At 40.0% G+C, this 26,716-nt stretch carries 27 protein-coding genes; 20 read left to right on the top strand and 7 right to left on the bottom strand.

Annotated elements, in window-relative coordinates; translation table 11 throughout:
• Positions 1–239 precede the first annotated feature (239 nt).
• The 3 genes from JWG41_RS07950 (at position 240) to JWG41_RS07940 (ending at position 1,519) form a co-directional block, all read left to right on the top strand.
• On the top strand, positions 240–452 hold the full coding sequence (locus JWG41_RS07950) for a hypothetical protein (protein WP_205269391.1): 213 nt from the start codon (positions 240–242) through the stop codon (positions 450–452).
• Positions 452–829 (top strand): PIN domain-containing protein, encoded by a 378-nt coding sequence (locus JWG41_RS07945; RefSeq protein ID WP_205269390.1) that lies wholly within the window; start codon positions 452–454, stop codon positions 827–829. Before JWG41_RS07950 ends, JWG41_RS07945 begins: the two co-directional genes overlap by 1 nt.
• A gap of 201 nt (positions 830–1,030) precedes the next feature.
• The gene (locus tag JWG41_RS07940) at positions 1,031–1,519 is read left to right on the top strand and encodes a DUF2721 domain-containing protein (RefSeq protein WP_205269389.1); all 489 of its coding nucleotides are present in this window, start codon (positions 1,031–1,033) and stop codon (positions 1,517–1,519) included.
• Between the two features lie 217 nt (positions 1,520–1,736).
• Here the strand turns inward: JWG41_RS07940 and JWG41_RS07935 are convergent, their stop codons facing one another.
• Together JWG41_RS07935 and JWG41_RS07930 are read right to left on the bottom strand one after the other, a co-directional pair.
• On the bottom strand, positions 1,737–2,237 hold the full coding sequence (locus JWG41_RS07935; protein WP_205269388.1) for a hypothetical protein: 501 nt from the start codon (positions 2,235–2,237) through the stop codon (positions 1,737–1,739).
• Positions 2,234–2,845 (bottom strand): hypothetical protein, encoded by a 612-nt coding sequence (locus JWG41_RS07930; RefSeq protein WP_205269387.1) that lies wholly within the window; start codon positions 2,843–2,845, stop codon positions 2,234–2,236. The genes JWG41_RS07935 and JWG41_RS07930 overlap by 4 nt, the downstream gene beginning before the upstream one ends.
• 606 nt (positions 2,846–3,451) lie before the next feature.
• Here JWG41_RS07930 and JWG41_RS07925 point away from each other — a divergent pair.
• The 7 genes from JWG41_RS07925 (at position 3,452) to JWG41_RS07895 (ending at position 11,885) form a co-directional block, all read left to right on the top strand.
• Positions 3,452–4,762, top strand: a complete 1,311-nt coding sequence (locus JWG41_RS07925; protein WP_205269386.1) for a 3-hydroxyacyl-CoA dehydrogenase NAD-binding domain-containing protein — start codon at positions 3,452–3,454, stop codon at positions 4,760–4,762.
• Positions 4,763–4,775: 13 nt separating this feature from the next.
• On the top strand, positions 4,776–6,041 hold the full coding sequence (locus JWG41_RS07920) for an acetyl-CoA acetyltransferase (protein ID WP_205269385.1): 1,266 nt from the start codon (positions 4,776–4,778) through the stop codon (positions 6,039–6,041).
• Between the two features lie 4 nt (positions 6,042–6,045).
• On the top strand, positions 6,046–6,483 hold the full coding sequence (locus JWG41_RS07915) for a hypothetical protein (protein ID WP_205269384.1): 438 nt from the start codon (positions 6,046–6,048) through the stop codon (positions 6,481–6,483).
• 224 nt (positions 6,484–6,707) lie between these two features.
• Positions 6,708–8,516, top strand: coding sequence for a SpoIIE family protein phosphatase (locus JWG41_RS07910; protein WP_205269491.1), 1,809 nt, complete (start codon positions 6,708–6,710; stop codon positions 8,514–8,516).
• An 82-nt stretch (positions 8,517–8,598) separates the two neighbouring features.
• Positions 8,599–9,984 carry an MFS transporter gene (locus JWG41_RS07905; RefSeq protein WP_205269383.1) on the top strand — a complete coding sequence of 462 codons (1,386 nt, stop codon included), beginning with the start codon at positions 8,599–8,601 and terminating at the stop codon, positions 9,982–9,984.
• A gap of 13 nt (positions 9,985–9,997) precedes the next feature.
• Positions 9,998–11,566 (top strand): adenylate/guanylate cyclase domain-containing protein, encoded by a 1,569-nt coding sequence (locus tag JWG41_RS07900; protein ID WP_205269382.1) that lies wholly within the window; start codon positions 9,998–10,000, stop codon positions 11,564–11,566.
• Position 11,567: 1 nt separating this feature from the next.
• Positions 11,568–11,885: a hypothetical protein gene (locus tag JWG41_RS07895; RefSeq protein ID WP_205269381.1), complete on the top strand. Its 318-nt coding sequence runs from the start codon at positions 11,568–11,570 to the stop codon at positions 11,883–11,885.
• A 9-nt stretch (positions 11,886–11,894) separates the two neighbouring features.
• Here the strand turns inward: JWG41_RS07895 and JWG41_RS07890 are convergent, their stop codons facing one another.
• A complete protein-coding gene (locus tag JWG41_RS07890) occupies positions 11,895–12,380 on the bottom strand; it encodes a DUF4468 domain-containing protein (RefSeq protein ID WP_205269380.1) in 486 nt (161 codons plus the stop codon).
• 261 nt (positions 12,381–12,641) lie between these two features.
• Between JWG41_RS07890 and JWG41_RS07885 the strand changes: the two genes are divergently transcribed.
• Together JWG41_RS07885 and JWG41_RS07880 are read left to right on the top strand one after the other, a co-directional pair.
• A complete protein-coding gene (locus tag JWG41_RS07885) occupies positions 12,642–12,935 on the top strand; it encodes a hypothetical protein (protein ID WP_205269379.1) in 294 nt (97 codons plus the stop codon).
• 22 nt (positions 12,936–12,957) lie between these two features.
• A complete protein-coding gene (locus JWG41_RS07880; RefSeq protein ID WP_205269490.1) occupies positions 12,958–13,659 on the top strand; it encodes a lysophospholipid acyltransferase family protein in 702 nt (233 codons plus the stop codon).
• 69 nt (positions 13,660–13,728) lie between these two features.
• Here JWG41_RS07880 and dapF read toward each other — a convergent pair whose 3' ends face one another.
• Positions 13,729–14,571, bottom strand: a complete 843-nt coding sequence (gene dapF / locus JWG41_RS07875; protein WP_205269378.1) for a diaminopimelate epimerase — start codon at positions 14,569–14,571, stop codon at positions 13,729–13,731.
• 110 nt (positions 14,572–14,681) lie between these two features.
• Between dapF and JWG41_RS07870 the strand changes: the two genes are divergently transcribed.
• Positions 14,682–15,533, top strand: coding sequence for a class I SAM-dependent methyltransferase (locus JWG41_RS07870; RefSeq protein ID WP_205269377.1), 852 nt, complete (start codon positions 14,682–14,684; stop codon positions 15,531–15,533).
• On the opposite strand, the gene JWG41_RS07865 is transcribed toward JWG41_RS07870, so the two are convergent.
• Positions 15,507–16,328 (bottom strand): HAD family hydrolase, encoded by an 822-nt coding sequence (locus JWG41_RS07865; RefSeq protein WP_205269489.1) that lies wholly within the window; start codon positions 16,326–16,328, stop codon positions 15,507–15,509. The two genes, JWG41_RS07870 and JWG41_RS07865, sit on opposite strands and share 27 nt — an antisense overlap.
• A gap of 76 nt (positions 16,329–16,404) precedes the next feature.
• Between JWG41_RS07865 and JWG41_RS07860 the strand changes: the two genes are divergently transcribed.
• The gene (locus JWG41_RS07860; RefSeq protein ID WP_205269376.1) at positions 16,405–16,620 is read left to right on the top strand and encodes a hypothetical protein; all 216 of its coding nucleotides are present in this window, start codon (positions 16,405–16,407) and stop codon (positions 16,618–16,620) included.
• Here the strand turns inward: JWG41_RS07860 and JWG41_RS07855 are convergent.
• Positions 16,617–17,579: a hypothetical protein gene (locus tag JWG41_RS07855; protein ID WP_205269375.1), complete on the bottom strand. Its 963-nt coding sequence runs from the start codon at positions 17,577–17,579 to the stop codon at positions 16,617–16,619. The two genes, JWG41_RS07860 and JWG41_RS07855, sit on opposite strands and share 4 nt — an antisense overlap.
• A complete protein-coding gene (gene fliD, locus JWG41_RS07850; RefSeq protein WP_205269374.1) occupies positions 17,576–19,498 on the bottom strand; it encodes a flagellar filament capping protein FliD in 1,923 nt (640 codons plus the stop codon). The genes JWG41_RS07855 and fliD overlap by 4 nt, the downstream gene beginning before the upstream one ends.
• 25 nt (positions 19,499–19,523) lie before the next feature.
• Here fliD and ppk1 point away from each other — a divergent pair, with 25 nt between their 5' ends.
• From ppk1 to JWG41_RS07820, 6 genes are all read left to right on the top strand, one after another.
• Complete coding sequence (gene ppk1, locus JWG41_RS07845; protein ID WP_205269373.1) at positions 19,524–21,668, top strand: polyphosphate kinase 1; 2,145 nt, start codon at positions 19,524–19,526, stop codon at positions 21,666–21,668.
• Between the two features lie 10 nt (positions 21,669–21,678).
• On the top strand, positions 21,679–23,091 hold the full coding sequence (locus tag JWG41_RS07840) for an FAD-binding oxidoreductase (protein ID WP_205269372.1): 1,413 nt from the start codon (positions 21,679–21,681) through the stop codon (positions 23,089–23,091).
• Positions 23,092–23,211: 120 nt separating this feature from the next.
• Positions 23,212–23,541, top strand: coding sequence for a hypothetical protein (locus JWG41_RS07835; protein WP_205269371.1), 330 nt, complete (start codon positions 23,212–23,214; stop codon positions 23,539–23,541).
• A 265-nt stretch (positions 23,542–23,806) separates the two neighbouring features.
• A complete protein-coding gene (locus JWG41_RS07830; protein WP_205269370.1) occupies positions 23,807–24,184 on the top strand; it encodes a hypothetical protein in 378 nt (125 codons plus the stop codon).
• A gap of 103 nt (positions 24,185–24,287) precedes the next feature.
• Positions 24,288–25,706, top strand: a complete 1,419-nt coding sequence (locus JWG41_RS07825; RefSeq protein WP_205269369.1) for a TolC family protein — start codon at positions 24,288–24,290, stop codon at positions 25,704–25,706.
• Between the two features lies 1 nt (position 25,707).
• Positions 25,708–26,715 carry an efflux RND transporter periplasmic adaptor subunit gene (locus tag JWG41_RS07820; protein WP_205269368.1) on the top strand — a complete coding sequence of 336 codons (1,008 nt, stop codon included), beginning with the start codon at positions 25,708–25,710 and terminating at the stop codon, positions 26,713–26,715.
• Position 26,716 lies beyond the last annotated feature (1 nt).

The following is a 26,716-nucleotide window of genomic DNA, read 5'->3' as shown; positions in this document are numbered from 1 at the left end:
TACGCAATAAGCAAAAAGGAAACTTAAGGAAACTTAAGGAAACTTAAGGAAACTTAAGGAAACCAAGATAAACATTCTAATTTTCATATGGGTATGACAGCGGTTATTCTATAAACTCCGAATCCGAAGGTCAACAATATTTTCGTATATCAAGCGTTATTTGACATGTTTGCAAAACTTATCTTAGTAAACTGAAATTAGAATTGACAGATACGAAGGACTATCGTATATTTGATCGTATGAAAGTAACAGCAATACTACCTGATGATTTAATAATCGAAGTTCAAAAATATACTGAAGGAAAAAATATTACTGATTCTCTGCAAAAGGCTCTCTCTGAGTGGGTTAAACTTGCAAAAGTAAAAAAACTAAATGAAAAATTAAGAAAACATCCTTTGCAATTTTCTAGTGAATTTAGTGCCGAAAAAATTAGAAGAATTAATAGAACATAATGATTTTAGTTGATACTTCTGTTTGGATTGAATTTTTTCGCGGCAAAGAACCATATTTTTCTAAATTAGTTGGATTGATTGAATCTTCTGATGTAATTGCTCACGAAGTTGTTTTTGGTGAATTATTACAAGGTTGCAAAAACAAAACTGAAGTCGCTTTTGTTTTAGATTACTGGGAAAGTTTAAATAATATTTTGTCTAATGGCACCTTCATTCAAGCAGGAAAATTTTCTTTTGAACATAAACATTTAGAGAAAGGAATTGGACTTATTGATTCTATCTTAATATTCGAAACCAAACAAAGAAATTTAAAACTTTGGACCTTAGATAAGAAAATACTAAAAATTCTTCCAGCGCAATTTATTTATGATATATAACGATTACATCGCATAACGGAAGATTAACGATAAATGATACAACGATAAAAGAACATATTTTTTCCAATTTCTTTAAAATCCATATCATTTATCTTTTAAGCCATTCTAGAATTTTTAGAAATTTTCCTTTCGATTCAGTTTCGCAAAAACTCTCATTATTTTTTCCTTCCAAAACGAACGATCTTCAATATCATATTCCTTATGTTCGAATCGTTTTCCAACTCTGAAATCCTATCCGGTATGATTACCCCAGCAGTCCTTGTTTCTGCCTGCGCTAGTTTGATCTTTTCCACAGCCAACCGACTGGGCCGTATTTTTGATCGTGTGAATTTATTAAAGTCGGAAGTGGAATTAATTTTAGAAGGCAAACGAAGGTTTCAAACAGAGCGAATGGTATATATGCGCCAACAGCTCTCTGTCCAAAAAAAACGGGCCGTTCTCATCCAACGTTCGATGGCGTTTTTGTATTTGGCCACTTCTCTCTTTGTGATTTCGAGCCTGACTTTAGCCATCACTCTTGCCTTTGCCAAAGATTTCGCATGGGTTCCAACGGTTGTAGCCATTACCGGAGGAATCTGTTTGTTTTTGGCCAGTGCCCTTCTTTTTTATGAAAGCAGATACAATCTAACATTCATTAATCGGCAAATTGAGTTTACGGAATTTTTGGAAAGGGAAGTGCAAACAAAGTAGAAATTTAAAAATCATTTCAAAAGAGACAGCCCCCAAAAGGAATTTTTGTTTTTCCTTTTGGGCGCCTCGAATCCGTTAGTTGACTAACAGATTATCTAAAACCGACCGCGTTATCCGCTCCAATCATTCGCATCGCGAAAGGATTTCCGCTACTACCGCTTGCGCTTGGATTTCATTTTAAATTTTCATCAAAACTCCTGGAAACTTCCTCGTGAGTTCAAAGTTTTTGTTTAGATACATCTTCTAAAAATTGCTCTAAACAACGGTAAGTTGCTTTTTCAGTTGCATATCCTACGCGTTGATTACCGCTAAACTTTTCTGACGTTGTTGCAGTTTCATCAGCTGCATACGTATTTGAAAAAATCTCTTTCTTATCTTTCAAAACAATAAATGTCAATGAAAGTTTATGTCTAGCATTGAAACCGCTGAATTCCTGAACTTCTTCTTTATCGTTATTGAGAACACGGAGCTGAAGATCCCCATTAAAATTAACAATTGATTTAAATAGATCAGACTCAATCAGACCTTTTCTCAAGACTGCGCGCATCGAAATTTGAGTATCACCTTTATTAAAACGATCAAGTGTGATACCTGGCTCAATCACTTCTAAAGATAAATTAATCTTTCCGTTTTTCGAATTTTTATATTGCAAAGGAGGAAGTTCTGCACAAGAGATGAAATTCAATAGGACTACAATGGATAAAACTCTAAATTTCATCTGATGATTCCTTTTGATTTCCAATCATTCAAAGCACTAAAGATTACGTTTCGAGTTGCTTTTTTTTCAACAACTGGCGAAAAGAAAAAAGGTGAAACTGGTATAAGCAACCAACCAAGATAACCTTCAACGTAAATTTTTTCTTGGTTGGATGCTAAAAGTTTATTTTTTGTATCATACAAAGAAATTTTTATATTGTGGTCTAAATCAACGCTCACTGGAAAAAGCATAAAAGTTAAACCTGAGAGAATTCCTAAACCCACAGAACTTTTGTCATTAAAATCAGACTCGTAGTACATCACATAATCATGAGGTTCATTTTCGTTTACCACTACGTTTTGAAATAAATTTGTATCTTTAAGGGTATCAACCATATTTTCCTTTAAGAGTGGCAAGTGTTGATAAGTTGTACTGTGTTTTCCATATCGTAGGTAATCACCATAATATTTTAATAGAATTGTTTTCTTTTCTTTAAATTCAGGATTTGGCGTATTGGCCAGGGAAGGATTTTCATACTTCACAAAGGAAATACAATTAAGTAATATTCCTAAGCAAGAAACTGAAATAATGATAATCCATTGACTAGAGGGTTTTTCTTTCAAATTCATCGGTCAAAGTGCAACAGAAACCTATGTTAGGTCAAATTGTTTTTAGCAAATAACAGATATTATTTCAACGTAATAAACATTTTAATTGTTCATAAAATACTGATAAAGATTCATTCGTATGAAATAATACAGTATCTAAGAATTCACCCAAATCATTGATTCGATTCTGAAAAATGAAATCAAATCTCGCATTTTGCCAAAGAGGATTCTATTCATATAAAAACCGATGATTCACTATATAGCAAACCAATCCCCGCGCCAGGGATCTGTAGGGCTTGGTCCGAGGAGGAGGAACTCCTACCGAGGACGGGAGCGAACGCGCACCCCGAAGGAGCCGGCCCGGGCGCCCAGAGTCGAAACTACGAACTTATCAGAATTAAAATGGAGGATTTTGGGAAGTCGCGTGCCAAAAAAGGTAGGTCGTGATAGAAGGAAACCATTGGGCGGCGGGTCTAGTTCCCCACCCTCTCATCGGGCGGGGAAATTGTATTCTCACCCCCACCCCCTCCGACCCTCTTTTGTAACAAATCTGACAAAAAAAAACGATTTTCCTGTCACCTTGGCTTTCTAGAACGGTAAGTAAAAATTAGATTCGGAAATTCCTTCATGAGAGAAATCAAAACTGTCACGATTTTAGGTGCCAACGGAGCCATGGGCTCTGGAAGTGCAGGCGTCATTGCCGCCTTCGGTGGTGCTAAAGTCCATATGCTCGCTAGAGATGTTGAAAAAGCAAAACAGGGTATCGAAGCCGCTGTCGCATCCGTAAAAACGGATACAATTCGCGCACGAATGATCCCTGGTTCCTACGATGCGGATCTGGAAAAAGCTGTCGCTGAGTCAGATTGGGTATTCGAACTCGTGGCGGAAAGTTACGAAGTCAAAGAACCAATCAATATTCGTATTGCGAAGGCTCGTCGTCCCGGAACCATCGTGTCCACTGTGTCTTCTGGACTTTCTATCGGTCGTTTGGCAAAAGCTTACGATGAAGATGGCCAAAAACATTACTACGGAACGCATTTTTTCAACCCTCCTTACAAAATGATCCTTTGTGAACTAGTCACTCACTCGGGAAACGATAAAAAAGTCACACAAGCGTTAGGTGAATACCTAGATAAAGTTTTAGGCCGTGCTGTTGTTTATACAAACGACACTCCTGCCTTTGCTGGAAACCGCATTGGGTTTCAGTTGATGAACGAAGTGGCTCACTTTGCAGAAAAGTATGCTGACAAAGGTGGAATCGCACTTCTTGACGAAATCATGTCTGGTTACACAGGTCGCGCTATGGGACCACTGGCAACTGCTGACTTCGTAGGACTTGATGTTCACAAAGCCATCGTAGACAATATCTACGAAAATACAAAAGACGAAGCACACGAAACATTCAAACTTCCAGGTTACTTCCAGAAGTTAATCGATGCCGGTAAACTCGGTATGAAATCCGGTGGTGGTCTCACAAAAGTTGTGAAACACGCAGACGGAAAACGTGAGAAATTTGTTTATAATATCAAAACTGGTGAGTACGATCCGTATCCAAAATTTGATATTCCTTTTATCAAAGAAGCTCGCCAAAAAATCAAAGAGTCTAACTACAAAGCCGCAATGGATGTAGTAAAAACTGCAAGTGGTTTCGAAGCAGACATTGCTCGTTATTTCATTTCACGTTATATCAGTTACTCGCTCTCGCTCGTGGGAGAAGTGGTTGATACAAAAGAAAACACTGATGGCGCTATGGGTTTCGGTTTTAACTGGGTTCCTGCCTCTGCTTTCGTTGATTTCCTTGGTGGCCCCAAAGAAACAATTAAGCTGATGGAAACGTCTAAAGTACCAGTTCCAAAACTTTTAAAAGATGCAAAAGATGGCAAAAAGTTTTACGAACTCGGTGACAAACTTGATGCACGATCTCTCTTCAAAGGTTAATTAGGAGTATCATATGAGTGAAAAAGTATTTGTACTAGGCGGAGAACAAACCGATTTCCAACGTAACTGGACTAAAGAAGGAAAAACCTTCATGTCCATGATGCGTGAAGTATTAGATGATGCTCTTGAAAAAGTTGGCATCAGCTATGATGAAATCAAACGATTGAATAAAGAAAACCGAGTGGCTGTTTTTGTTGGTAACTTCGATGCAGAACAGTATGCCAACCAAGGCCACTTAGGTGCATTTTTAACAGAAGTAAACCCTGCTCTTTTTGGTGTTCCTGGTGCTCGTTACGAAGCCGCTTGTGCTTCTGGATCCGTTGCCCTTGACGCTGCCATCACACATATCCGTGCCGAAGATTACGATCTAGCGATCGTTCTTGGTGTGGAAGTGATGAAAACTGTTTCTTCTTCTGTAGGTGGTGACTTCCTTGGAACTGCTGCTTACTACGATAAAGAAGCGAAGGGAGTTCAATTTCCTTTCCCTAAACTTTTCGGAAAACTAGCAGATGTTATTTTAGAGCGTTACGAATTGAAAGAAGAACGTTTTATGGATGCTCTTGCTGAAATTTCTCGTATCAACTACGCAAACGCAAAACGTAACCCGAAAGCACAAACTCGCACATGGTTCATGAACAAAGAACATGCAATGGCTCGCGGGGGAGATAACAATATGGCTGTGGGTGGAAGACTTTGTATCACTGACTGTTCACAAGTAACAGACGGTGCTGCGGTAACTCTACTTGCTTCCAAAGATTACACAAAAGAATACGCTAAAAAAACGGGCCGTAAGTTCGACGATATCCCTCGCATCAAAGGTTGGGGACACCGAGTGGCACCAATTACTTTTGAAGCAAAAAAACTAGAATCCGTTGGGGACAAATACATCCTTCCATGGACTCGCCAAACAGTAAAAGATGCTTACAAACGTGCTGACTTAGATGTAAAAAACATTGATGTGTTTGAAACTCATGACTGTTTCACTTCTTCTGAGTATGCTGCTATCTCTGCGTTTGGAATTTCTGAACCAGGAAAAGAACATATCGCGATCGAAGACGGAACGATTGACTTTGGTGGTAAAAAACCAATCAATCCATCCGGTGGACTGATCGGTGTGGGTCACCCAGTAGGTGCGTCCGGGGTTCGTATGATGCTCGACCTATACAAACAAGTGACGAACACGGCAGGTGATTACCAAGTAAAAGGTGCTAAAAATGGCCTTATGCTTAACATCGGTGGATCTGCGACTACGAACTTCGTGTTCATCTTAGGTAAGTAAGATTTTGAGTTCGCTGAATACAGAAAAATGGAATCGGATTTTGGTCCGGTTCCTTCTGGCCTTTTCGTTTTGGGAAGCGGTTTCTATACCACTCCGAATGTTGTTTTTTTCAAAGTTTTACTTTGATCCAAACTTCAAAGGAACCTTCATTCTCATAACTGATGTTTTTTGGTTAGCTCCTGTCTTCAGCGATTTAGTCTTTACTTTATCCTTTGGAGTTTTGTATTCCTTAATCAAAGATTCTCTCCCGGAGGGTCTTGTGGGTGGATTTCTCGTTGGAATCTTAGTTTCTATCATTGGATTTGTTTCCCCCATGCTTTGGACACTGTCTCTCACAAACTTTGCTCCCCCTGTCCTTGTTTGGGTATGGGTTGCTTATTATGCTATTTTTACAACTATAACGGCCGTTATTTATTCGGTAGGTTGGAATTCGGAAGACTAAAAGTTTAGTCCAGAATCCGCCTAGGGCTTGCCCATCCATTCGCAAGAATCCTAAGAATCATCTAAAATCGAATTAGAATCCTTCCAAACCTAACCTACGTCAGAAATTCAGGTTTCTCTCGATCCCAGTGGGCATTGGCTTGACATCGTGGTATTTTTGTCATAAGTTCTCTCGGGGTTAAGGAACAGGTGAAAAATCCGATATTGGACGAGTCAGGTGCAAACGTGAAACGAGAAACTATCTTTTGGGATCTAACGCTAAAACTCGAAGCGTTTACCCATACAGTTCCCGTTCCGTTCGCTGTGTACTACGCCATCATCACGCAAAAGATGGAACCGGACCACTGGCGGATCTTTATCGCCCTTTGTGTTGTCTTTGCTACCGGAATCGGCCTTCTCGGAACCTTTGCCCGCCATCTTCTATTAAAATATGTTTTTGCTAAAATCGAAAGGATTACGATTCCTTCTTCAAAACTCTCTTCTTTATCCAAAGAAGAAGTAGAGTATGCAAAATCCGTAAAAATACTTCTATTTCGTTATCCCTTAGTTGAGGCCATCATCATCGTCATACGCTGGTTATCTGGTGTTATTCCCATAAGCCTTTTGTTTTTTCATTTAGTGGCATATATGCCTTCGGTGGCACGTTCTGCTATTTTTACCTTTGTGATGATTGCACCGATTTCCTTTGTAACATATTATTTTATTTCTGAAAATTCCATTCGCTGTCTCTTCGACCTTCCTCAAATCAAAAACATTGAACTTCAGGAAAAGGACATTCCTAAGTTTAATTATTTCGCAAGGATCCTTGTTGCTTTTTTCAGTTTGGCCGCCCTTCCTTTTGTTATCTTTTCCTATATTCTCTATTCTCTAGCGATGGGAGAAATAGCAGTAGAAGACCCAATGATTCCCATTGTCACTGTTTCCTTTATCTTTATTGTTCCTCTGATTGTTTGTTCTTATGTTGTTGCTAAATCAGTCAACGAGGGTCTAAACGAAACCAGTAGATCTTTGGGGGAACTGGCGAAAGGAAATTTTGATGTTCTTGTTACTCCCAAGTCCAGTGACGACTTCGCCAAACAAGCATTTTATCTCAATTCAGTAATATCGAAACTGAAAGGAATGTATGAGGAAATTAAGAATCTAAACGAAGGATTAGAAGAAAAGGTAACACTTCGAACAAACGAACTCAACAAGTCCTTACAAGATATCAGCAAACTGAAAATCCAACAAGATGGGGATTATTTTCTTACCTATCAACTATTAAGTCCGCTTGCCGTCAAAGATGTAAATAGCATCCAACTAGAAGTCGACCATTTGGTTCGTCAAAAAAAAGTATTCGAATACAAAGATAGAAGGTATGACATAGGAGGGGATATCAATATCTCGCACACCATCGTTTTACAAAAGAGAAAGTTTTTACTCTTTGTCAATGCGGATGCTATGGGTAAGTCCATGCAAGGTGCCGGTGGTGCCTTGGTATTTGGGGCTGTCTTCCAATCTCTTGTCCAAAGAACCAAAACAGATCCAGGGTATGAACTGATTAGCCCAGAAGACTGGCTAAAAACAAGCCTTCAAGAAATGCATATGATCTTTGAGGCCTTTGACGGAACCATGCTTGTATCTCTTACCATGGGTCTTTTGGAAGAAGATACAGGTAAGTTATTCTTTCTCAATGCAGAACACCCACCGATTGTTTTGTATAGAAAGGAAAAGGCCGAGTATCTACAAACAGATCATTCTTCTCGAAAACTAGGAACTCTAGGTGCCTCAACCACCCAAAACATAAAAGAATTCCAACTCCAATCAGAAGATGTGCTCATCATTGGCTCGGATGGAAAGGACGACGTGTTACGTTTGGATGCCGAAGGGAAATGGGAAATCAATTCGGACGAACAAGTATTTTTGAAACTGGTGGAATCCACAAAAGGCAATTTACTCGCCATCACAAAACAAATTGAATCCTCAGGACAAGTCATCGATGATATTTCTTTGATTCGAATCTGTTATTTACCCAAAAGGAATCAAACCAGTTAATTGTTCCCAAACCGATTCACTGAAGACCTAAATTTTCTCACCCCAGAATCTAGGTTCCCCCGTCCAATACTTGAGTCCATGAATGAATCCAACTAAACTGAAACTCCCCATAAAAATGGGATATGGACTGGCAGAGACTGGCATAACAGCCGTTCAACTCTTCACTCAAATTTACTTACTCAAATACTACACAGAAATCGTTGGATTAAATTCTAGTTTGGCCGGGATTGCCCTATCCATATCCGTCATTTGGGATGCTGTCAGTGATCCCCTGATGGGCCGAATTTCTGACCATACGCATACCAAATGGGGGCGTAGAAGGCCCTACATCCTCCTAGGTGGGGTTTTACTCTCCCTAGCGGTCTTACTCCTCTTCTCCCCGCCGCATCTCACTACCCAAATGGGTAAGTTTGCTTATCTACTATCTGTTTATCTTTTTGTGAATACGGCCATGACCATTATCTCTGTCCCTCATATTGCTCTGGGTGGGGAACTTAGTTTTGAAAGGAACGAAAGAACCTCTGTCTTTGGATGGAGACTTTTCTTTAGTAATATTGGAATGCTCATTGGAATGATAGTTCCGGCTGCCATATTACAATCTTTAGGTGATGAATCGGCAAAAGAGAACATCATCACCTCACGAACTGTAGCCGGTGAAATTGTATCCATAGTGATTTTAGTTTCTTCCATCATCACCTTTCTTGTGACTCGGGGAAGAGACAATGTAAGAAATCATTCCGAACAAAAGATACCTTTCTTTAAAGCATTTGCTTCCATTTTAAAAAACAAAATGTTTCTCATTCTACTTTTTGCCTTTATCATTGCAACGATTGGAAGGACATTCAACTCAGCCATTGCCCTCTACTATTACGAGTATCGATTGGGACTAAAAGAATCCCTTGTGGTCATCAATATCCTTTTGCCTTTTTTTCTAGTCCTCATCCTTTCGATAGGGTTCTGGGTTTGGATCGCCAAAAAAATCGGGAAGAAGATCCCGGCCTTTCTCGGTGTATTTGGTCTTGGTGTTCTTACCGTCATTGTATATCCCCTCTTCCCCTATGGAGAACTACGACCTCCTCTCATTGCTGCCTTTGTGGGTGGGATCTGTGCTGGATCCATTCTCATTATGGATTCTATCCTTACTGATGTTGTGGATTATGATGAATTCAAAACTGGTGAAAAAAGAGAAGGATTGTATTTTGGAATTTGGAAGATGGGAGTTAAGTTTTCTCAAGCCTTTGGAATCGCTCTCACCGGTTTTTTACTCGATGCCATTGGATTCCAAAATGGTGCCACCACCCAATCAGCAGATGTGGGATTTCGTTTGGCGATGATCTTTGGTCCCGGCGTGGGATTCTTCTTTATCTTAGGCTCGATCCTCTTTTTATTTTTTCCACTGACGGACGCAAAACACATCCAAGTGCAAAGAATCTTATTGAAACGAAGTACAAAAACAACCAAGTTATAAGGAACTTATTGATATGAAACCAGGCCGCACCATCCAATTCATCGCATTTTTACTCATCTACTTTATTGTTCCTTTTTGTGCCTGTCTCTTCACACTCCTCTTTGCGAACTACACTGCCTCCGCATTTTTGCCGGACCAGTTTTTAGCATTGTTCGAAGCGACACAAATCAAAAAGGACCTAACATTAGCTATATTCACTTGGGCTCCCTTTCCCATCATCACTCTCTTTTTGTTTTTTTATAGTTTACCCATAGCAAAATTTCTTTTTTCTTCCAAAGGTTGTAATCTTATCTCCGAAGAAAGAGCAAGACACCGTATCGTTCATTCACCGCTCACCATTAGTTTATTAGGATTTATTGGTTGGGAACTTTCCAATTTTTTAAGTGTCTGTCGAATCGATGCCCTGTTTCCAGATGCACCTCACCAAAGCATTGTTACTGTTTCCATATTGTTTGCATTTTGGGGTCTATTTGCTTTTGCCTTTTCTTATGCCACTACCACTTACTTAAACAAACTCCTCATCATCCCTTGTGTGTTTCCAGAAGGGGGTCTTGGAAAGTATGCTCATGGAAAACAATTTTCCATTGTTACCAAACAATTCATCTTTTGGGCCGCATCTACACTCTTTCCGATTGTACTTTTAATCTTTGGTCTATTATTACGAACCAACCAAAACATTTTGAACCTTCACGAACTGGTTCATAACGATGTACTCTTTGAAGTCATCGCCATCATGCTCGTTTTTTCCTTTGCCTTTGCGATGTCTTTTGCATCCAGTTTACAACACCCACTGAATCAAATCGAAAAGGCCACCCAACTCATCAAAGAACAAAAGTTTGATACCAGGGTCAAAATTTTTAGCTCCGATGAATTGGGACTACTCGGGGATGCGGTAAATGAAATGGCAGAAGGCCTTGCGGAACGAGAAAGGATCAAAGATACCTTTGGTAGGATTGTCGATCCCAGAGTCCGTGACTACCTTTTGTCCAACGAACATAGTCTAGGTGGAAAAGTAGTCGATGCTTCCATTCTATTTTCTGACTTACGAGACTTTACAAAACTTTCAGAAAAACGAAAACCAGAAGAAGTATTGTACATCCTCAATCGTTACTTCCAAGAAATGAGTAATGCCATCGAAATCCACGGCGGGTTCATCAACAAATTCATTGGAGATGCCATCCTCGCTGTTTTTGGAACCCCGATGCCTATGGCAGATCACGCCGAACGAGCGTTTGCAACAGCTCTACAAATGCAAAAAAATCTAGATTCTCTCAATGCACAATTTTTATCGGAAGGTTTGGCAGAACTAAAGATGGGAATTGGAATCCATACAGGAAGCCTCCTTGTGGGAAACATTGGTTCTGCCAATCGTATGGAATTTACTGTGATTGGAGACACGGTCAATACCGCTTCCCGAGTGGAAGGTCTCTGCAAGGGACTCAAGAAAACTCTCCTCCTCACAGAAAACACATCCGTTCTTTTACCAGAAGAAATTCGATCCAAACTTCAGTCCGAAGGGGAATATGAATTGAAGGGAAGGGAAACCAAAGAACGAATTTATTCCTATTATTTGGGCGAATAAAATGGTTGAACCTGATTCCAAAATCATTCAAAATGGAAACGGAATGAAGTTTACTCTTGGTATTGTATTGTTTAGTTTCTTACTCATTTCGTGTAACGAAATCAAGTTGGTAAGCACTGAAGACATTCTGGATCTTTTGGAAGGGGATGGAACACAAGGTGCCGCTTCCCAGTCAGGATCTTCGGATTCTTCTTCCCGTTCATCCACTAACAGTGGCAATTCGAACAATCTCAATCATCACGGAATGACAGATTCCGCAACGGGAACCAACACTTACGGATCTACGGGTTCCACAGTGGGAAACCCGCTCGGATATTAATCTTTTTCTCTATTTGATAAATTCAAAAAAATCATCCATCAATGGTCGAAAACAAGACCGGATCGTAATCTTGGCGACCTTCTCATTTTTTGGCCCATAATTGAGAATGATATCATTCGGATCCCGAATGAAAGAAAAGATTTTGTTCACTTGCATTTCAGCATGCCCGTCTCGAATTTTTACAATGTATTCAAATTCATGTTCATTGGCATCCACTTCCCCAATTCCATAAGGAACGTAGCATTTAATGAGGCCTATCCCTCTGATTTCCCCGGTCTCTTGGTTCTCCGCTTCAATCTTAGATAACTCCGGATCCAATTTGTATTCCAACCACTGTTTTGCCTTTAGATAACTGCGGGTCTTCTGATAGGTTTTGTGGTCTCTGGAATCTTCTGTAGTCCGGTATTTGGAAGAAACGGTCCAAAGTTTCAAACACATAGAGTTCTGAAACACAAGGAAAAATATAGCAAATATGGCGAGTCGTTTTGGCATCATTTCTATGCTTCCCTTTCGTCACCCGGCTCGCAAAACAAATCTTCACAGAGATGGAAAATTTTCTCCTTATTGGGGAGTACGGGAAAGGGTACAACATTCGGAGGCAAAAGGGATGTGTTCTGGTTTGTTTTTTTGATCTTATGTCTCTTGGACTCGATTCTATCTCTCACTTTATTATTTTCGGAACAGCCCTCCCCCATTCTGGAGTGCCCGAATAAAATTTGGATTGAATTTGTCGAGGCATCACTTTCAATCTTGATCATGCCCGAGTTTGATCGTATTGATCTTATGAATTATGCCATGTACGGAAATGATTTTGATCCCCAATGGGATGAAATCCGTGCATTTTTAAAAACCAATGTATCTGCCCAAAAAGAGTTGGAAGAGATAAAAAGAACCGTACCAAGCCCTCATTTAGGAAAAAAACGTAGAGAGAATCCACTCGCCAATGATCCCAGAGAGTCCAATGGAGGCAGTGGAGCGGGCCAAGAACCGAGACATCCCAGCTCGGACCCCTCTGACAAGTCTTGGTGGCAAAAAATCTTAGGAGAATGAAATGGAAAACACCGTAGACCAAATCAAAAAGAATGTTGAGAACATCAAAAAGTTTGTCACTCCGTTCTTTAATTTGGCGGTGACGACCACTGTCTACGGTTACCACAACATTGTTCCCAATGGCAAACTCATCCTCACTTGCAACCATAGAAGTGATATGGATCCCTTTGTCATTGGTTCGGTTTTTCCCAGGTTTATTTCCTGGATTGCCGCGGAGTATACCACTCGTATTCCTCTTTTCAAAGACTTAGTCGAAAAAACGGGAACCATTCCCATGGCCATCGATGGCAATATCTCTATGGCCAGTATCAAAAAGGTACAACAGGTCTTTAAAAATGGAGATGTGCTTGGGATTTTTCCCGAAGGCCATGACTATATGGTGCAAAACGATTTCTCTGCCCCACTTGCCAACTTCCATTCCGGCTTTGCTGCCTTTAGCCTTCGAAACAAAGTCGATATCTTACCTACTGTCATCATTCCCGATGAAGAAACAGTCACTGACTATCCTATCCCTCCTTTGGTACGTGCCTTTATGGGTATGCCTAAAGAAGTTTGTGATATCAAACGTCGCGTGGTTTACAAAAAAATCAATGTTGTGTTTGGGGAAGTGATTAAGTACGAGAACTACGCCCACCTACCACTTGACAAGGGTATGGTGGAAGTTTCGAACGAAACCAAACGTAGAATGGGTGAATTGCAGAAAGTAGATTATTTAAAGAAATAATTGATAGCCATTCGACTTGTCTGTAGCTCGAAAAGAGATAGGACAAGTTTCGGCAGTGAATCGCTAAATTTAAATCTCCACTTCTCCAGAGAATACTTCTTTGGCAGGTCCTGTCATCATCACAGATCCATTTTCTTTCCATTCGACATGGAGAGTTCCACCTCGTAGATCAATCTTTACCGATCGCCCTGTCTTTCCATTGAGAATGGAAGCCACAGTCACCGCACAAGCTCCTGTCCCGCAGGCTAAGGTTTCTCCGGTTCCTCTCTCCCAAGTCCTTTGGTAAAGATGGTCTTTTCCCTTTATGGATACAAATTCTACATTCACTCTTCTAGGAAAGAGAGGATGGTTTTCAATTAAGGGCCCGATTTCCCGAACAGGGAAGGCATCGGCATCATCCACATAAATCACACAATGTGGATTCCCCATACTAACAGCTGTAAAATGATATTGTTTTCCTTGGACTTCGATCACTTGGTTGATGACCGCTTCGTCACCCGGCCAAACGATAGGAACAAGGGATGGTTTTAGGATGGGTTCTCCCATATCCACAGTGACCATCTCGACTTTGCCATTGGTTCCTGTTTTTAAATCGAGGGTGAGGACACCTTTCCCAGTTTCAATGGTAGGTTTTTGGTTTTTGGTAAGACCATGGTCAAAAACAAATTTTCCGACACAACGAACTCCATTCCCGCACATCTCAGAAGAACTTCCATCCGAGTTGTACATGTCCATTTGGAACTCACCTGTTTTTGAATTGCGGATAAAAATCACCCCATCTCCACCGATTCCAAAATTGCGGTCGGATAGTTTTTGGATTTGTTCGGGACTCATGCGAATATCGTTTTTTGTGGCATCGATATACACATAGTCATTTCCAATTCCTTCCATTTTGGTGAAGTTGATTTTCATCGGTTCCTCTCTTATCTCACCCCATGTTTTTTGGGCCATAGCTATTGGCAAGTCGGATCAAGGTTTTTGGTTTGACCCTTGTTCTCATCAATTAGACTGACTCATAGACCATGAAATCTTGTATCCTTTGCCAATCTTCCGAGTCCAAATCCGTATTCAATGAAAATGGAACCCCCATTTTGGAATGTCGAAACTGTGGTCATGTGTATTCCTCTTATGAACAAGAAGAACATTATGAAGGTTATTGGGACGGGGCAGAACAAACCTATGATTTAAAATGGTGGGACGATGCGCACCGAGCTGTGTATTCCGATTTTATTTCTACTTACTTAAAATCAGACAAAGGAAACCTTCTGGATGTAGGTTGTGGCCTTGGATTTTTTGTCAAAGCAGTGCTCACAAAAAAAACGGGTTGGTCTGCCGTGGGTTATGAGATTTCCAAACAAGCAGTCAAATTTGCCAACGAACAAAATGGAATGAAAACTGTACATGCCGGTCTTGTGCAAGATTCCAAACTTCCCAAAGAAAGTTTTGATATCATCACTTTATGGGACGTGATCGAACACATTCCCAAACCCCATTCCCTACTCACTTATTTACATGGACTCCTCAAACCCGGTGGGATTCTATTTTTACAAACTCCTAACTTTCCCATCCAACTTGCCAAAGCCAATTTGAAGGTGAAACTAAAAGGGATGCAAGAAGGGGTTCATTACTTAGAAGCCAAAGACCATGTGAACAATTACAAAATGCATACTTTGGCAGAACTCGGGAAACAATGCGGATTTACAGATCCAAACTACAAAGTGCTTATGCCGATTCTTTCTGTATCAGGAAGCAAAAGCAAACTTGCCGTTTATTTTAAGTTAGGTTATTATTATTTAACAAAACTTATCTTTGCACTCAGTTTTAGAACCATCAACTGGAATAATACTTTATTTCTGACGCTTCGAAAGCCATAACTCGGCAAAGTCAAGGGCAACTACCGTACTCGGTGCCGTCCAAATCGGTGCCGGAGTATCGGAAGGATATTCGCTCACCGAAGATCCCTCACCCCACATATCAGGAATGTGAATGCTTGCTATCCCATGACGATTCGCACCCATAACATCATCTTCCCAGTTATCACCCAATAGAATACGATCCTCAGGATTTTGATTCGAACGTTCTAAAACATAGGAAAAGAATTTTGTTGTAGGTTTCTCATGTCCCACCTCTTCCGAAGTGATGAGAGTAAAACGGAAGTCCTCAGGCAAAAAGGAAGAGACTTTTAATAATTGGGTTCGTAAGGTTTCGTTGGTCGTTAAAAAAATAGGAAACTTATTGGATAAGGCCACTAGTCTCGGAAAGAGTTTGGTTTGGTAATTTTCCTTTTTCGATTCACTTTTTAAGTAAGTCAGAAAATGGAAATGGTATCTTTCTTCCATCCACAAAACATCTACGATATCTTTGGTTTGAAAACCATTTGCGGATTTCAACTCAGTTTCCCTTGGCTTGTGATTTGGGATGGAATGGGTTTTCACTGCATCTAACATCAATTTAAAACACAAAAGTCGCAGGCGGTTCGAACTATGCCCGATAAGTTGGTTTTTTACTTTTTTTCTGGCAGATTCATATAAGGAAAAAAAATCACCACCTAACTTCCGCTCCGACCAATCTTTAGCACATTCGGCAATCGCAAACTCATATGCTGGTTTTGAAGGTAAAAGAGTGTTGTCCAAATCCAAAAACAAAGCCATATCAGAAAAGAAAACCAAGGATCTGCTTTCTGTCAACGGTTTGGTTCCTTAATATTGACTTGTATCGGTGGGAAACTTCGGATAGAGTATCGCCATGATTTCCCTATCCGCAATTTTGGCCGTCTTATTCCTCACTCTTGGATCCATTCTCTCTCTCTATGGAATCTCCACTTGGTCCGATTCTATGTATGAGAAGTCCCTGGGGTGGAATCTAAATCTAATTTGGGGAGGGGTTGTTTTTTTTGTGGGAATTTTGTTTGGAGCGGGGAACCGGATTGCGGCCCGATTCCCTAAAGAACCAAATCTTTAAACAGCAACTCTTTCTAATACAAGAGAAAGAAAAGGAATGAAAGCATCCAAAAGTTCTGGAAGTTCGTATTCCAAAATATCACCTGCATAGACAATATCATTTTTTTCCATCGCAGAAGCAATGTTAGAAAGTGTTTCATTCAAGCTGGCAATCACATCCGATAGTTTTTTCTCATCGATAGCAAGTGTTTGCCAATCCAGTTCTGCATGACGAGTTTGGATGGAAACCAGTGCTGACATAAGACCAGTCAACCGGCCCACAGCATCATTCAAAATCTCAGAAGCCAAATGATCCTTTCCCGATTGGAAGTTTTCATTCACCAACATAAAGTCTTTGATGACTTTTTCCCTATCATCCACAAAACGAGAAATGATTTCAATCAGTTCACTTTCGTCCATACGCATCACAGCAAGGCGAGTGCTTAGATCCATAAGGAAAAGTTTTACATCACGAAGGTCTTCTAAAAAAGTCTCAATCGCTTTTGTGGAATCGAGAACTTCCGAAGCATTTTGTAAGGACTCCAAAATTTCTTCTACGTTCTTTCCTTTTCCCATTGGTTGGATGAGGGTTAGGTTTAAATTCAAAATTTTAGTCGTAGTTTGGATCATAGAAATGATCCAAGGGATTCCTTCTTTTAAATCCGCTGTTTCTTTTTCAGTCAGAGAATCACGACCCACAAGAGTGGATCCCACTTTGTCTACGTAACTATCTACTTCCCAAAGGCCATCTTCAATGACATCGAGTTCTTCACCCACAAATAAATCCAAACGTTCTGTTTCGTCCACACCAACAGCATTGAGATCCGAACGATTGAGTTCTTTCCCGTTGACAGTAAAATGACGAAGATACTTTCCATTGGATTCAATCCATTTTTGAATTTCATCCAACACTTGGCCGAGGTTTGTTTCGCCATCCAGTTTAGTATCTAATTGTTGTTCATTGATATAAATATTCATCATTCCCCACCGTTACCTCTAAACATATTATTCTGCAAATAGTTACCCACTGATTTGTTTTTCCCCACACCTTGTTCCATGTAGAGAAATCTTTGTTTCAATTTGGCTTCAAAACTTATGAGATGAGACTCATGTTCTTTGATTTTTTTATTATTCCCAGCGACACTTTCTTCCAAAAGTTTCACTTTGCTTGTGACAATTCCAGAAGCATATTGGTTATAAGGTCTTAAAGTTTCTAATAACCGAATTCCAACCCCTTCTTCCATCTTCGCATCGTTATTCGGGTCAGAGGCAAATAAATCACGAACCCCATCCGGATTTTCAGAAAGAACAGAAACCAACTTTTCTTGGTCGATTTGTAAAAGTCCGTCTTGGATTTTTTCCCAGTTGGATCCTACGGCCCCAGTGGAGATTCCAATATCTGTAAGAACTTTAAATCCATTGTCTTTCGATGACGGATAATAAGAGTTTGCTGTTGTTTTTAAAGAAGCGATGAGTCTTAAAATTGCGTTTTCGCCGGCAAGGATTCCCGATTTAGATTTGTTATCCCAAAAATCTCTAGAGATATCTGCGGCTTTGGAATCATCACTTTCCTTTTTATCAGAGATCTTTCCATTTTTTTCAACGGAAGTGACTTCCTTGGAAAACTTCATGAGTTCGTTATAAGCATCCACCCATTCTTTGATGAGAAGAGAACCCTTAGCATGATCCACATGGATTTTTAAAGTCACCGGTTTTTCAGTGACTTTGTGCACATTAAAAGAAATTCCTTCTAATACATCGGCAATGGCATCGTTTGTTTCACGAGTGATTTCCACGCCATCAATTTTGATTTTAAGGTCTTTCCCTTCTTGTAATACTTTCAGTGGTTCCGCAGTTCCGGGAGCTTGTGGTGTGACAAGAGTGACTGATTTAATCAAAACTGGTGTAGTCGCTGCATTTGATAAAATAATCGTTGTTAGATTTTTATCTGAAGCATAATCACCGGCAGGAAAAATATATTTAGATTCTGTTTTGGAAATGGGAAGGAATTTATTGCGAACACTACCTTCTTTTTCAAAACCAATTCCAAGCTCCATCACTGCCGGAGCTTCCCCAATGATTTCTATTTCAACAAAGGCTCTTTCTTTGATTTCTGTCACAGCAATGGGAACAGAAAAAGCAGTGTCTGCTTTGATAGTAATTCCTTCTTCTGATTGAACCAACTTCTCGGTTTCTGTTTCTGATTTTTTAAACTTTGTAGGTTCCCAAGCTTTGGATTTTAATAGATCTAAAGATAATAATTGTTTGGTGTCTTCCACACTGGCCTTGTTTTCACCAACAAGACCTGCCAATTTCAAAATTCCATTCGGATCGGAAAATTGGAGTTCATTCTTTTTACCGGTCTTTATGGAAGTTACTGTGAGAATGGAGGAGTCTTTATCAATTTTGATGATGGAAGTTTCGGCAAGTCCCCCGGCCATATTTTTAATGGCTTGCGTGAGCTCAGTAAGTCCCCCACCCGGGAAGGTGACAGTTTCTTTGGACTTACCCGAATAGATGGTAAAACTACCTTCTGGGATACGAATGTCTGTATCGATGGCTACACCGGATAACTGGTGTTTGCTTGCCATTTCTGTGATTTCTAGAGCACGATTTCCCGACTTCGCAGCGCGAGAAGCCTCGCCAGTAATCACCCCTTCTTCCGAAGAAGAGACCGATTTGGTAGCAAAAGGAGCGGTAAAGGAAACAAGGGCACGACTTTTGGTTTGGAGATTTGTGGTCAGGTTTTTGATCTCACCCCAAATTTGGACCTGGGCCTTGGAATATTCGTTTTCCGTTTCCCATCTCTTGATGGGCCGGCGTTCCAGTTCGACCAGTTTTTTAACGATATCGTTTGTATTTTGCCCGGTCATCAGACCCGGCATGGTGTATGCTGGCATATCGTCTCAAATTCCTCTGAATCTAATGTCGTCGAATTCTACAAAAGGATTAGGAATTTACAGAATTTTTTCCTTCCCAAATCCTAGAATTATGACTGCTAGCCCTACAGAAAAAATAGAACTGGGGAACCAAAATATCTTCTTCGACCGCGAACTTTCCTGGGTCGACTTCAACCATCGTGTTTTGGAAGAATCCTTCGATAAGGAAAACCCTCTCCTCGAACGCCTTAAATTTCTTTGTATCACAGAATCCAATTTAGACGAGTTTTTTATGGTCCGCGTGGCCGGACTTCTCAACTTAAAAAATGCAGGAATCGAAGAACGAAGCCTCAACGGAAAAAGAACTTCGGAAACTGTCGCCGAACTCTATTCGAAAGTGGGACAATTTGTTAAAAAACAATACGAATCCTTAGATGAGATCCTCATTGAACTAAAAACAAACAAAATCGTAGTGGTCCAAGACCCAAGTGAACTTGCTGGTGATGACATTCAGTTTGTAAAAAATTATTACAAACGAGAAGTGTCTTCCATTCTCACTCCACTTGCTATCGATCCGTCCCACCCTTTCCCACATATTCTGAACCGAACTTTGAATTTGGGAATTACTTTGTATTCGGATGATGATAAAAACAAAGCGAAAGAACTATTTGCCATTGTTCAGGTGCCAAGTGTTCTCCCTCGTTTTTTACAACTCCCTCCAAACAAAGAAACCGATGTCAGAAGATACTTTCCATTAGAGGAAATCATTAAACTCCATTTAGGTGATCTTTTTTATGGAATGAATGTAAAACAAATCCATACATTCAAAATTGTTCGGGATGCGGATATCTCCATCAACGAAGAACAGAACATTGGTGACCTTCTCACCACCATGAAAAACGAACTAAAAAACAGAATGTGGGGAGATGCGGTTCGTTTGGATGTCCATTCCGGTGCGGGTCATATTAAAGAACTATTACGTGGGTTACTAGAACTAGAAGAATACCAAGTAATGGAGATTCCCACCTTACTCAGTTTAAACGATATGATGTTTTTCCAAGGATTGGAAAAAACTAGCCATCTGAAATATTCTTATCCTGTTCCTAAGTCTGGATTTGCTGCCAAAAAAAGTGAATCCATCTTTTCTGAAATTCGTAAAAACGATCACTTACTCCATCACCCTTACGAAAGTTTTAAATCCATTGAGGATATGTTAAAGATTGCAAGCCAAGACCCCAAGGTGCTTGCCATCAAAATGACTTTATATCGAACCTCAGGAGATTCTCCCATCATTCAATTTTTGGGAGAGGCCGCAGAGAATGGAAAACAGGTTACTGTACTTGTAGAACTCAAAGCAAGGTTTGATGAAGAAAGAAACATTCGTTGGGCCAAAAAACTAGAAGATAGCGGTGTTCACGTCGTTTACGGTGTGGTCGGACTGAAAATCCACTGTAAGATGTTACTGATTGTACGCCGAGAAGATGATAAACTCAATCGTTATGTGCACTTAGGCACAGGAAACTATAACTCTACCACTGCTCGATTTTATACGGACTTAAGTTTATTCACAGCAAACCCTGAGATCACAGAAGATGTAGCAATTCTTTTTAATACCATCACTAGTTCCGGAAAGATGCCTAGGCTTTCGAAAATCTATGCTGCACCTACTTTTTTGAAGGAAGAGTTCCTCCACCTCATCCAAAGAGAAACAGACAATGCCAAACATGGAAAACAAGCCCGTGTGATCTTTAAAATGAACTCTCTTGTCGATCCCGATGTCATTTTAAAACTCTATGAAGCCTCACAAGCTGGGGTCAAAATTGATTTAATCATTCGTGGGATATGTTGTTTAAGGCCCGGAATTCCGGGGGTTTCTGATCGTATCAGTGTTCGCTCCATTGTAGGAAGGTATTTGGAACATTCTAGGATTTATAGTTTTGAAAACGGCGGAAAACCAGAAGTGTATTTGGCATCTGCAGATTGTATGCCAAGGAACTTCCTTCGCCGAATCGAAGTTATGTTCCCTATCTTACAAGACAAACATAGAAAAAGAATCGGGAAAATTTTAGAACTCCTACTCCGAGACAATACCCAAGCCAGGGTTCTCGAATCAGACGGATCTTACACTCGATTGGCACCTGGGGATGATGATCCTGCGGTAAACTCACAAATTGATATGGTGGATATTTAAAGGATAATCAATGGATTTTACAAAAACAAAAACTGACTTAAGTAAACTCATCGGAGATAAAAAGGTCATTCAAAAAAACGATGGGACCATGGATGAAGCTTTATTCAATTCTTATGGAACAGACAGAACCAAAGTGTATCCACCTAACTACCAAGTTCTTGTTTTCCCAGAAACAACAGAAGATGTAGCAGCTGTCGTTTCTTACGCATACAATCATGAAATTGCCGTGGTTCCTTCTGGGGGACGAACGGGTTATGCAGGTGGTGCTGTTGCCAAAAATGGTGAGATTGTTGTTTCTTTATCTAAAATGAACCAAGTGGTTGATTTTGATCCTTTCCTTGGCACCTTACACGTACAAGCTGGCATGATCACAAAAAATCTACACAAAGAAGCAGAAGAACGTGGATTTTATTTTCCAGTAGACTTTGCAGCAACCGGATCCAGTCATATCGGTGGAAATATCGCCACCAATGCCGGTGGGGTTCGCGTGGTGCACTATGGTCTCATTCGGGACTGGGTTCTTGGCCTTACCGTTGTAAATGGAAAAGGAGAAGTTTACCGGTTCAATGGCGAAATTTTAAAAAACAATACAGGATATGACCTCAAACACCTGTTTATTGGTTCGGAAGGAACACTGGGGATCATTACAGAGGCTGTTGTCAAACTTACAAAACCACCCAAAGACATTCGTGTCATTTTCCTTGCTGTACCCGAATACAAAAACATTTTAGAAATCTTTAGAGAAACACATAACTTCGATTTACCGCTTCTTGCATTCGAGTTTTTAACAGACTATTGTTTGGACAAAGTCAAAGAACATTTAGGAGTTCCCGACCCATTCCAAGCACCTAGCAAATACTATGTGCTTATGGAATTCGAAGTGAGCGGGGAAACTGACGAAGAAAAACTTTACTCTATATTAGAATCCATCACCGAAAAAGAACTGATTACCGATGGATCAATTGCTCAGAACTCTCGCCAAAACGAAACCTTCTGGAAATATAGAGAAGGAATTTCTGAATCCTTATCTCTCGCTTATACGGTTCACAAAAATGATATCTCCCTACCACTGCGCAACATGGAAGCCTTCTTGGGTGAGATGACGACACTACTCACAAAGAAATACCAAGGATTCCATATTGCTCTATTTGGACATATTGGTGATGGAAACCTCCATCTAAACATTGTGAAACCAAAGGACCTAACGGACGCAGAATTTTTCACTCAGTGCAAACAAGTGGATCCAGAAATGTTCACCCTCATTCAAAAATTCAAAGGTTCCATTTCTGCAGAACATGGAATTGGGCTTTTGAAGAAGGATTACCTAAACTTTTCTCGTTCTCAATCGGAAATTGACACGATGCGAGCCATCAAATTGGCTTTTGACCCGAAAGGAATTCTCAATCCCGGCAAAGTGCTCTAATTCCAGGCAGAGGCAGATGGATCAGAAAATTCTGGTCGATCTGCTTATTTTATAGGCATGTCCTAAAAAAATGCTAGATTTTAATCAGATACCGTCTAAGCTGTAATTATGTTCAGGAAGATGATAAAGATACTTGGGATTTCCCTACTCACGCTTTCCCTGGGCAGCGCCTTTCTTTCAGAAGAAAATGTACTCGTTCGCACTCGCGGAGCCAAATCCAGCCGAGTTGGTACAAAGAGCCTATTGTCAGGTTCTCTTTCTACCGCGATCAACAAATCTTCTTCTGAAGAAACCTCTGGTACAAAAGATTTAGAAGATGTACTCACATGGAGTGGAAAAGGTCAGTCTTCCTTTGAGACTTATTCCCTGGCACATAACAAAAACTTACGTCCTTCTTTTATTTCTGGGCTCCTTGCCTCTCGTTACCTGAGTCTACCTCCACCCGTTTAACTCCTCTCTACCGCTTAAACCTGTGTCCCGTGAGGGACACAGGATGTTTTTATATTCTAAACATATCCTATAATTTGTTTCTCATTTGCCAAAGACCATTCGCGACTGCTCCAGGGAATTCCTGACTCTGGGCAGTCATTTTTTTAAAGATCCGAGCGTCCCATGTATTATATATTGCTCAATTCGATCAATCTCTATGGATCCTTTGAAACATTAGAAGTATTTTAGAATTGAGTACCTAGATGAAAATGAATGAGTGGACAAAATGACGGCAAACTGGTCGGCAAAGCTGCTAGCATTACTACTAACGATAACCATTGGTTTCCCGTTGGACGGTACGTCAGATACAGTTTCCAAATACCTGGAAGCAAATCTCCACCAGATCAAAAAATCGTATTCCGCCTCTCTTGAAACACCAGAAAACACAGCGATTGATGACCCTAGAATCTCTTCGATTGATGATTCTGCGACTGTAGGTCGCTCTAGAGCAGACTTTTTAGATTTTTTTAATGAAAGTAAATCTACCCTATTATCGGAATTACTTTTAGTCAGTTATCTTAATTTGATTTCAGAGGGAACTTATGTTCCTAATTTACTCTCGTCACTTCTCTTAAATATTCCTCCTCCATTTTCTTTCGTTTAATCTACTTCGGCATTTGCTGAATTCAGAAGTAAGTCCTCTTTCCAATTGATAGAGGTATACCTATGTTTTCTTTTTATCACAATCTTTGTATGTTTGGTAATTTATGAGTTTTTATAACAGAATCGGTATCTACCTCTTGTTTGTACTGTCCACCTCCTACTTATGGGGAGAGGAAAGGATCGTACAGGCAAGCGAAGCGCTTAAAAGGCAACTTTCAGATGAAAATCCAAGGTCTTCCTTGGGATCTAGTCTCTATCCTGATGACCAAAGGATCACGCGCGAAATTGATTTAGAGTCTGCAGAGACACTTTTATGGAAGAATAACCTTTTACTCATAGCATCACGGTTTCAAATAGATGTAAAAAAAGCGGGGATCTTACAAGCAGGCCTTTATGCAAACCCAAACATAGCCATTGACCAAAGTATCTTCGCTGAACCAACACAAAGATACTTTGATACAACAAGGTCAGGACAATCGGTAATCCAAATCCAACAAGTATTCCTACTCGGTGGAAAAATTGACAAACGAGTGAAAGTTGCAGAGCTCAATGCAAAAATCTCTGAACAAGACTTTCATGATTTAGCTCGCGCCGTCATTACCAAACTCAGAAGAACCTTTTATACAATTTACTTTTATAAAAAGGCAGTGGTGTTTTATGATCAAAGTATTGCCTCGATTGAAAAAACTGTAGACTCCTCTGAACTTGCTTACAAAAGAAGAGCTCTCCTTCAGGCAGAACATTTAAGATTAAAAGCCCTTTTGTTTTTCTTAAAAAAAGAAAGAGAAGATCTGGCCATTAAGGTTTATGAAAGAGAAGCAGATCTAAAAATTCTTTTGAATGATGATTTGTATCGTGATGCCAGAATTGAATTCAATCCTACAGTAAATGAAACGAATTTGGATTTGATTGTACCCAATGATGTTCGGTTGACAGATTTAGTTGAGATTGCTCGTGAAAATCGACCAGATCTCAAAAAGGCCTTACAAACATTACGTTTTGAAGAAGCCAACCTAGAACTACAATATGCAAATGCTATTCCCGATTTGTCATTTGGGCCTGTTTATAACCGAGGTGGTACGGCATTCCAAAACTATTGGGGAGTCACAGCACAGTTGAGTGTACCACTATTTGATAGAAACCAAGGGAATATTCAAGCAGCAGAAAAAGCCATTCTTGTCCGCAAACAAGAGTTAAAGAACAATATTCTCGAAGTAGAAAACGAAGTGGCTGTTGCCTACCAATCAGCACGAATCAAAGACGCACTTTATAAACGATTTAGTAACGCCTATATCAAAGATTATGGAAGTTTGTCTTTGGATATGATCATGAGTTACGAAAAGAAGTACATCACGATCTTAGAATTCGCAGACTTTTTTGAAACCTATCGTTCCAGTATAGTGGAGATGTTAAAACTCCAAACGGATCGAATGGAAGCCATTGAAAATGTAAACTACGCAGTGGGTAAAGGAATCTTTATCCCAAAATCCGAAAATCAAACCAATCCTAAATCTGAGGAATAAAATGTTAATTACCTTAAAATCTCTTAACCAAAAGGCAAAAATCCTCCTGATTTCAGGAGTGGCACTTGTAGCGATTTCAATTCTATTTCTGGTTTTTTCCAAACCAGCAAAAACTGCTCATAAACATCCAGAGAAGGCAGAAGTGTTTGATGGAGGGCTACGGATTGTTTTTAAACCAGGTAGCCCTGGACTTGAAATTGTAAAATCTACAGCGATCGGTGGAGGGGGGGAATTTGTAAGTTTAGAAGCACCTGCAAGACTCATTGCTTCTACTTCCCCTTCAGTAAGTAATGGATCTCGAATTATCCTCTTCGAATCAGCAGAGTTAAACGATCTTTATGTTGGGTATGTACATGCTAAAAACAAACTCCATCGATCGAATAAGAACTTAAGCCGGATCAAAGATATGTTTGTTCACCGTGTAGCTACTGAAAAAGACTTAGTGGAATCAGAAACTGATTCTGGAAATGATGCAGCAGAACTTGCTGAATTTGAAGGAAAACTAAGAGCACAAGGTTTAAATCCAAGCGAATTAAGTACTGCGGGAAGTTTAAAAGCATGGATCATCACCGATGTACCTGAATCTCAAATCTCCACCTTACGTAAGGGTAAAAAAGTAAAAGTAGTTTTTGCATCCTTTCCTGATGAAGAATTTATCGGAACAGCTGAAGCCATTGGTGATAACGTAGACCCGCTCACAAGAACTGCAAAAATGAGGATCATTGTTGTAAACGATAAATACAGACTGAAGCCAGGTATGTTTGGAGTTGTCAAATTTCCTGAACAAACTGGTGGTGATAGTGTTGTATTACCTTATACTGCCATTGTGACTGTAGAAGGCAAAAACTATGTATTTGTAGAAGAACAACCATTAACATTTAAAAGGCGAGAAGTTGTATTAGGGATCTCTACAAAAGAAAGAGTAAACATTATACAAGGACTAGAACCTGGTGAGAAGGTTGCAATCCAAGGCTCCATTCTCTTAAAAGGTTTAAGTTTTGGTTTTTAAT

Origin of the sequence: Leptospira chreensis, from assembly GCF_016919165.1 — a bacterium.
In the GTDB taxonomy this organism is placed as follows: Bacteria; Spirochaetota; Leptospiria; order Leptospirales; family Leptospiraceae; genus Leptospira_A; species Leptospira_A chreensis.
Note: the sequence above shows the minus strand (reverse complement) of the source record. Positions and strands in the feature narration are given on the sequence as shown.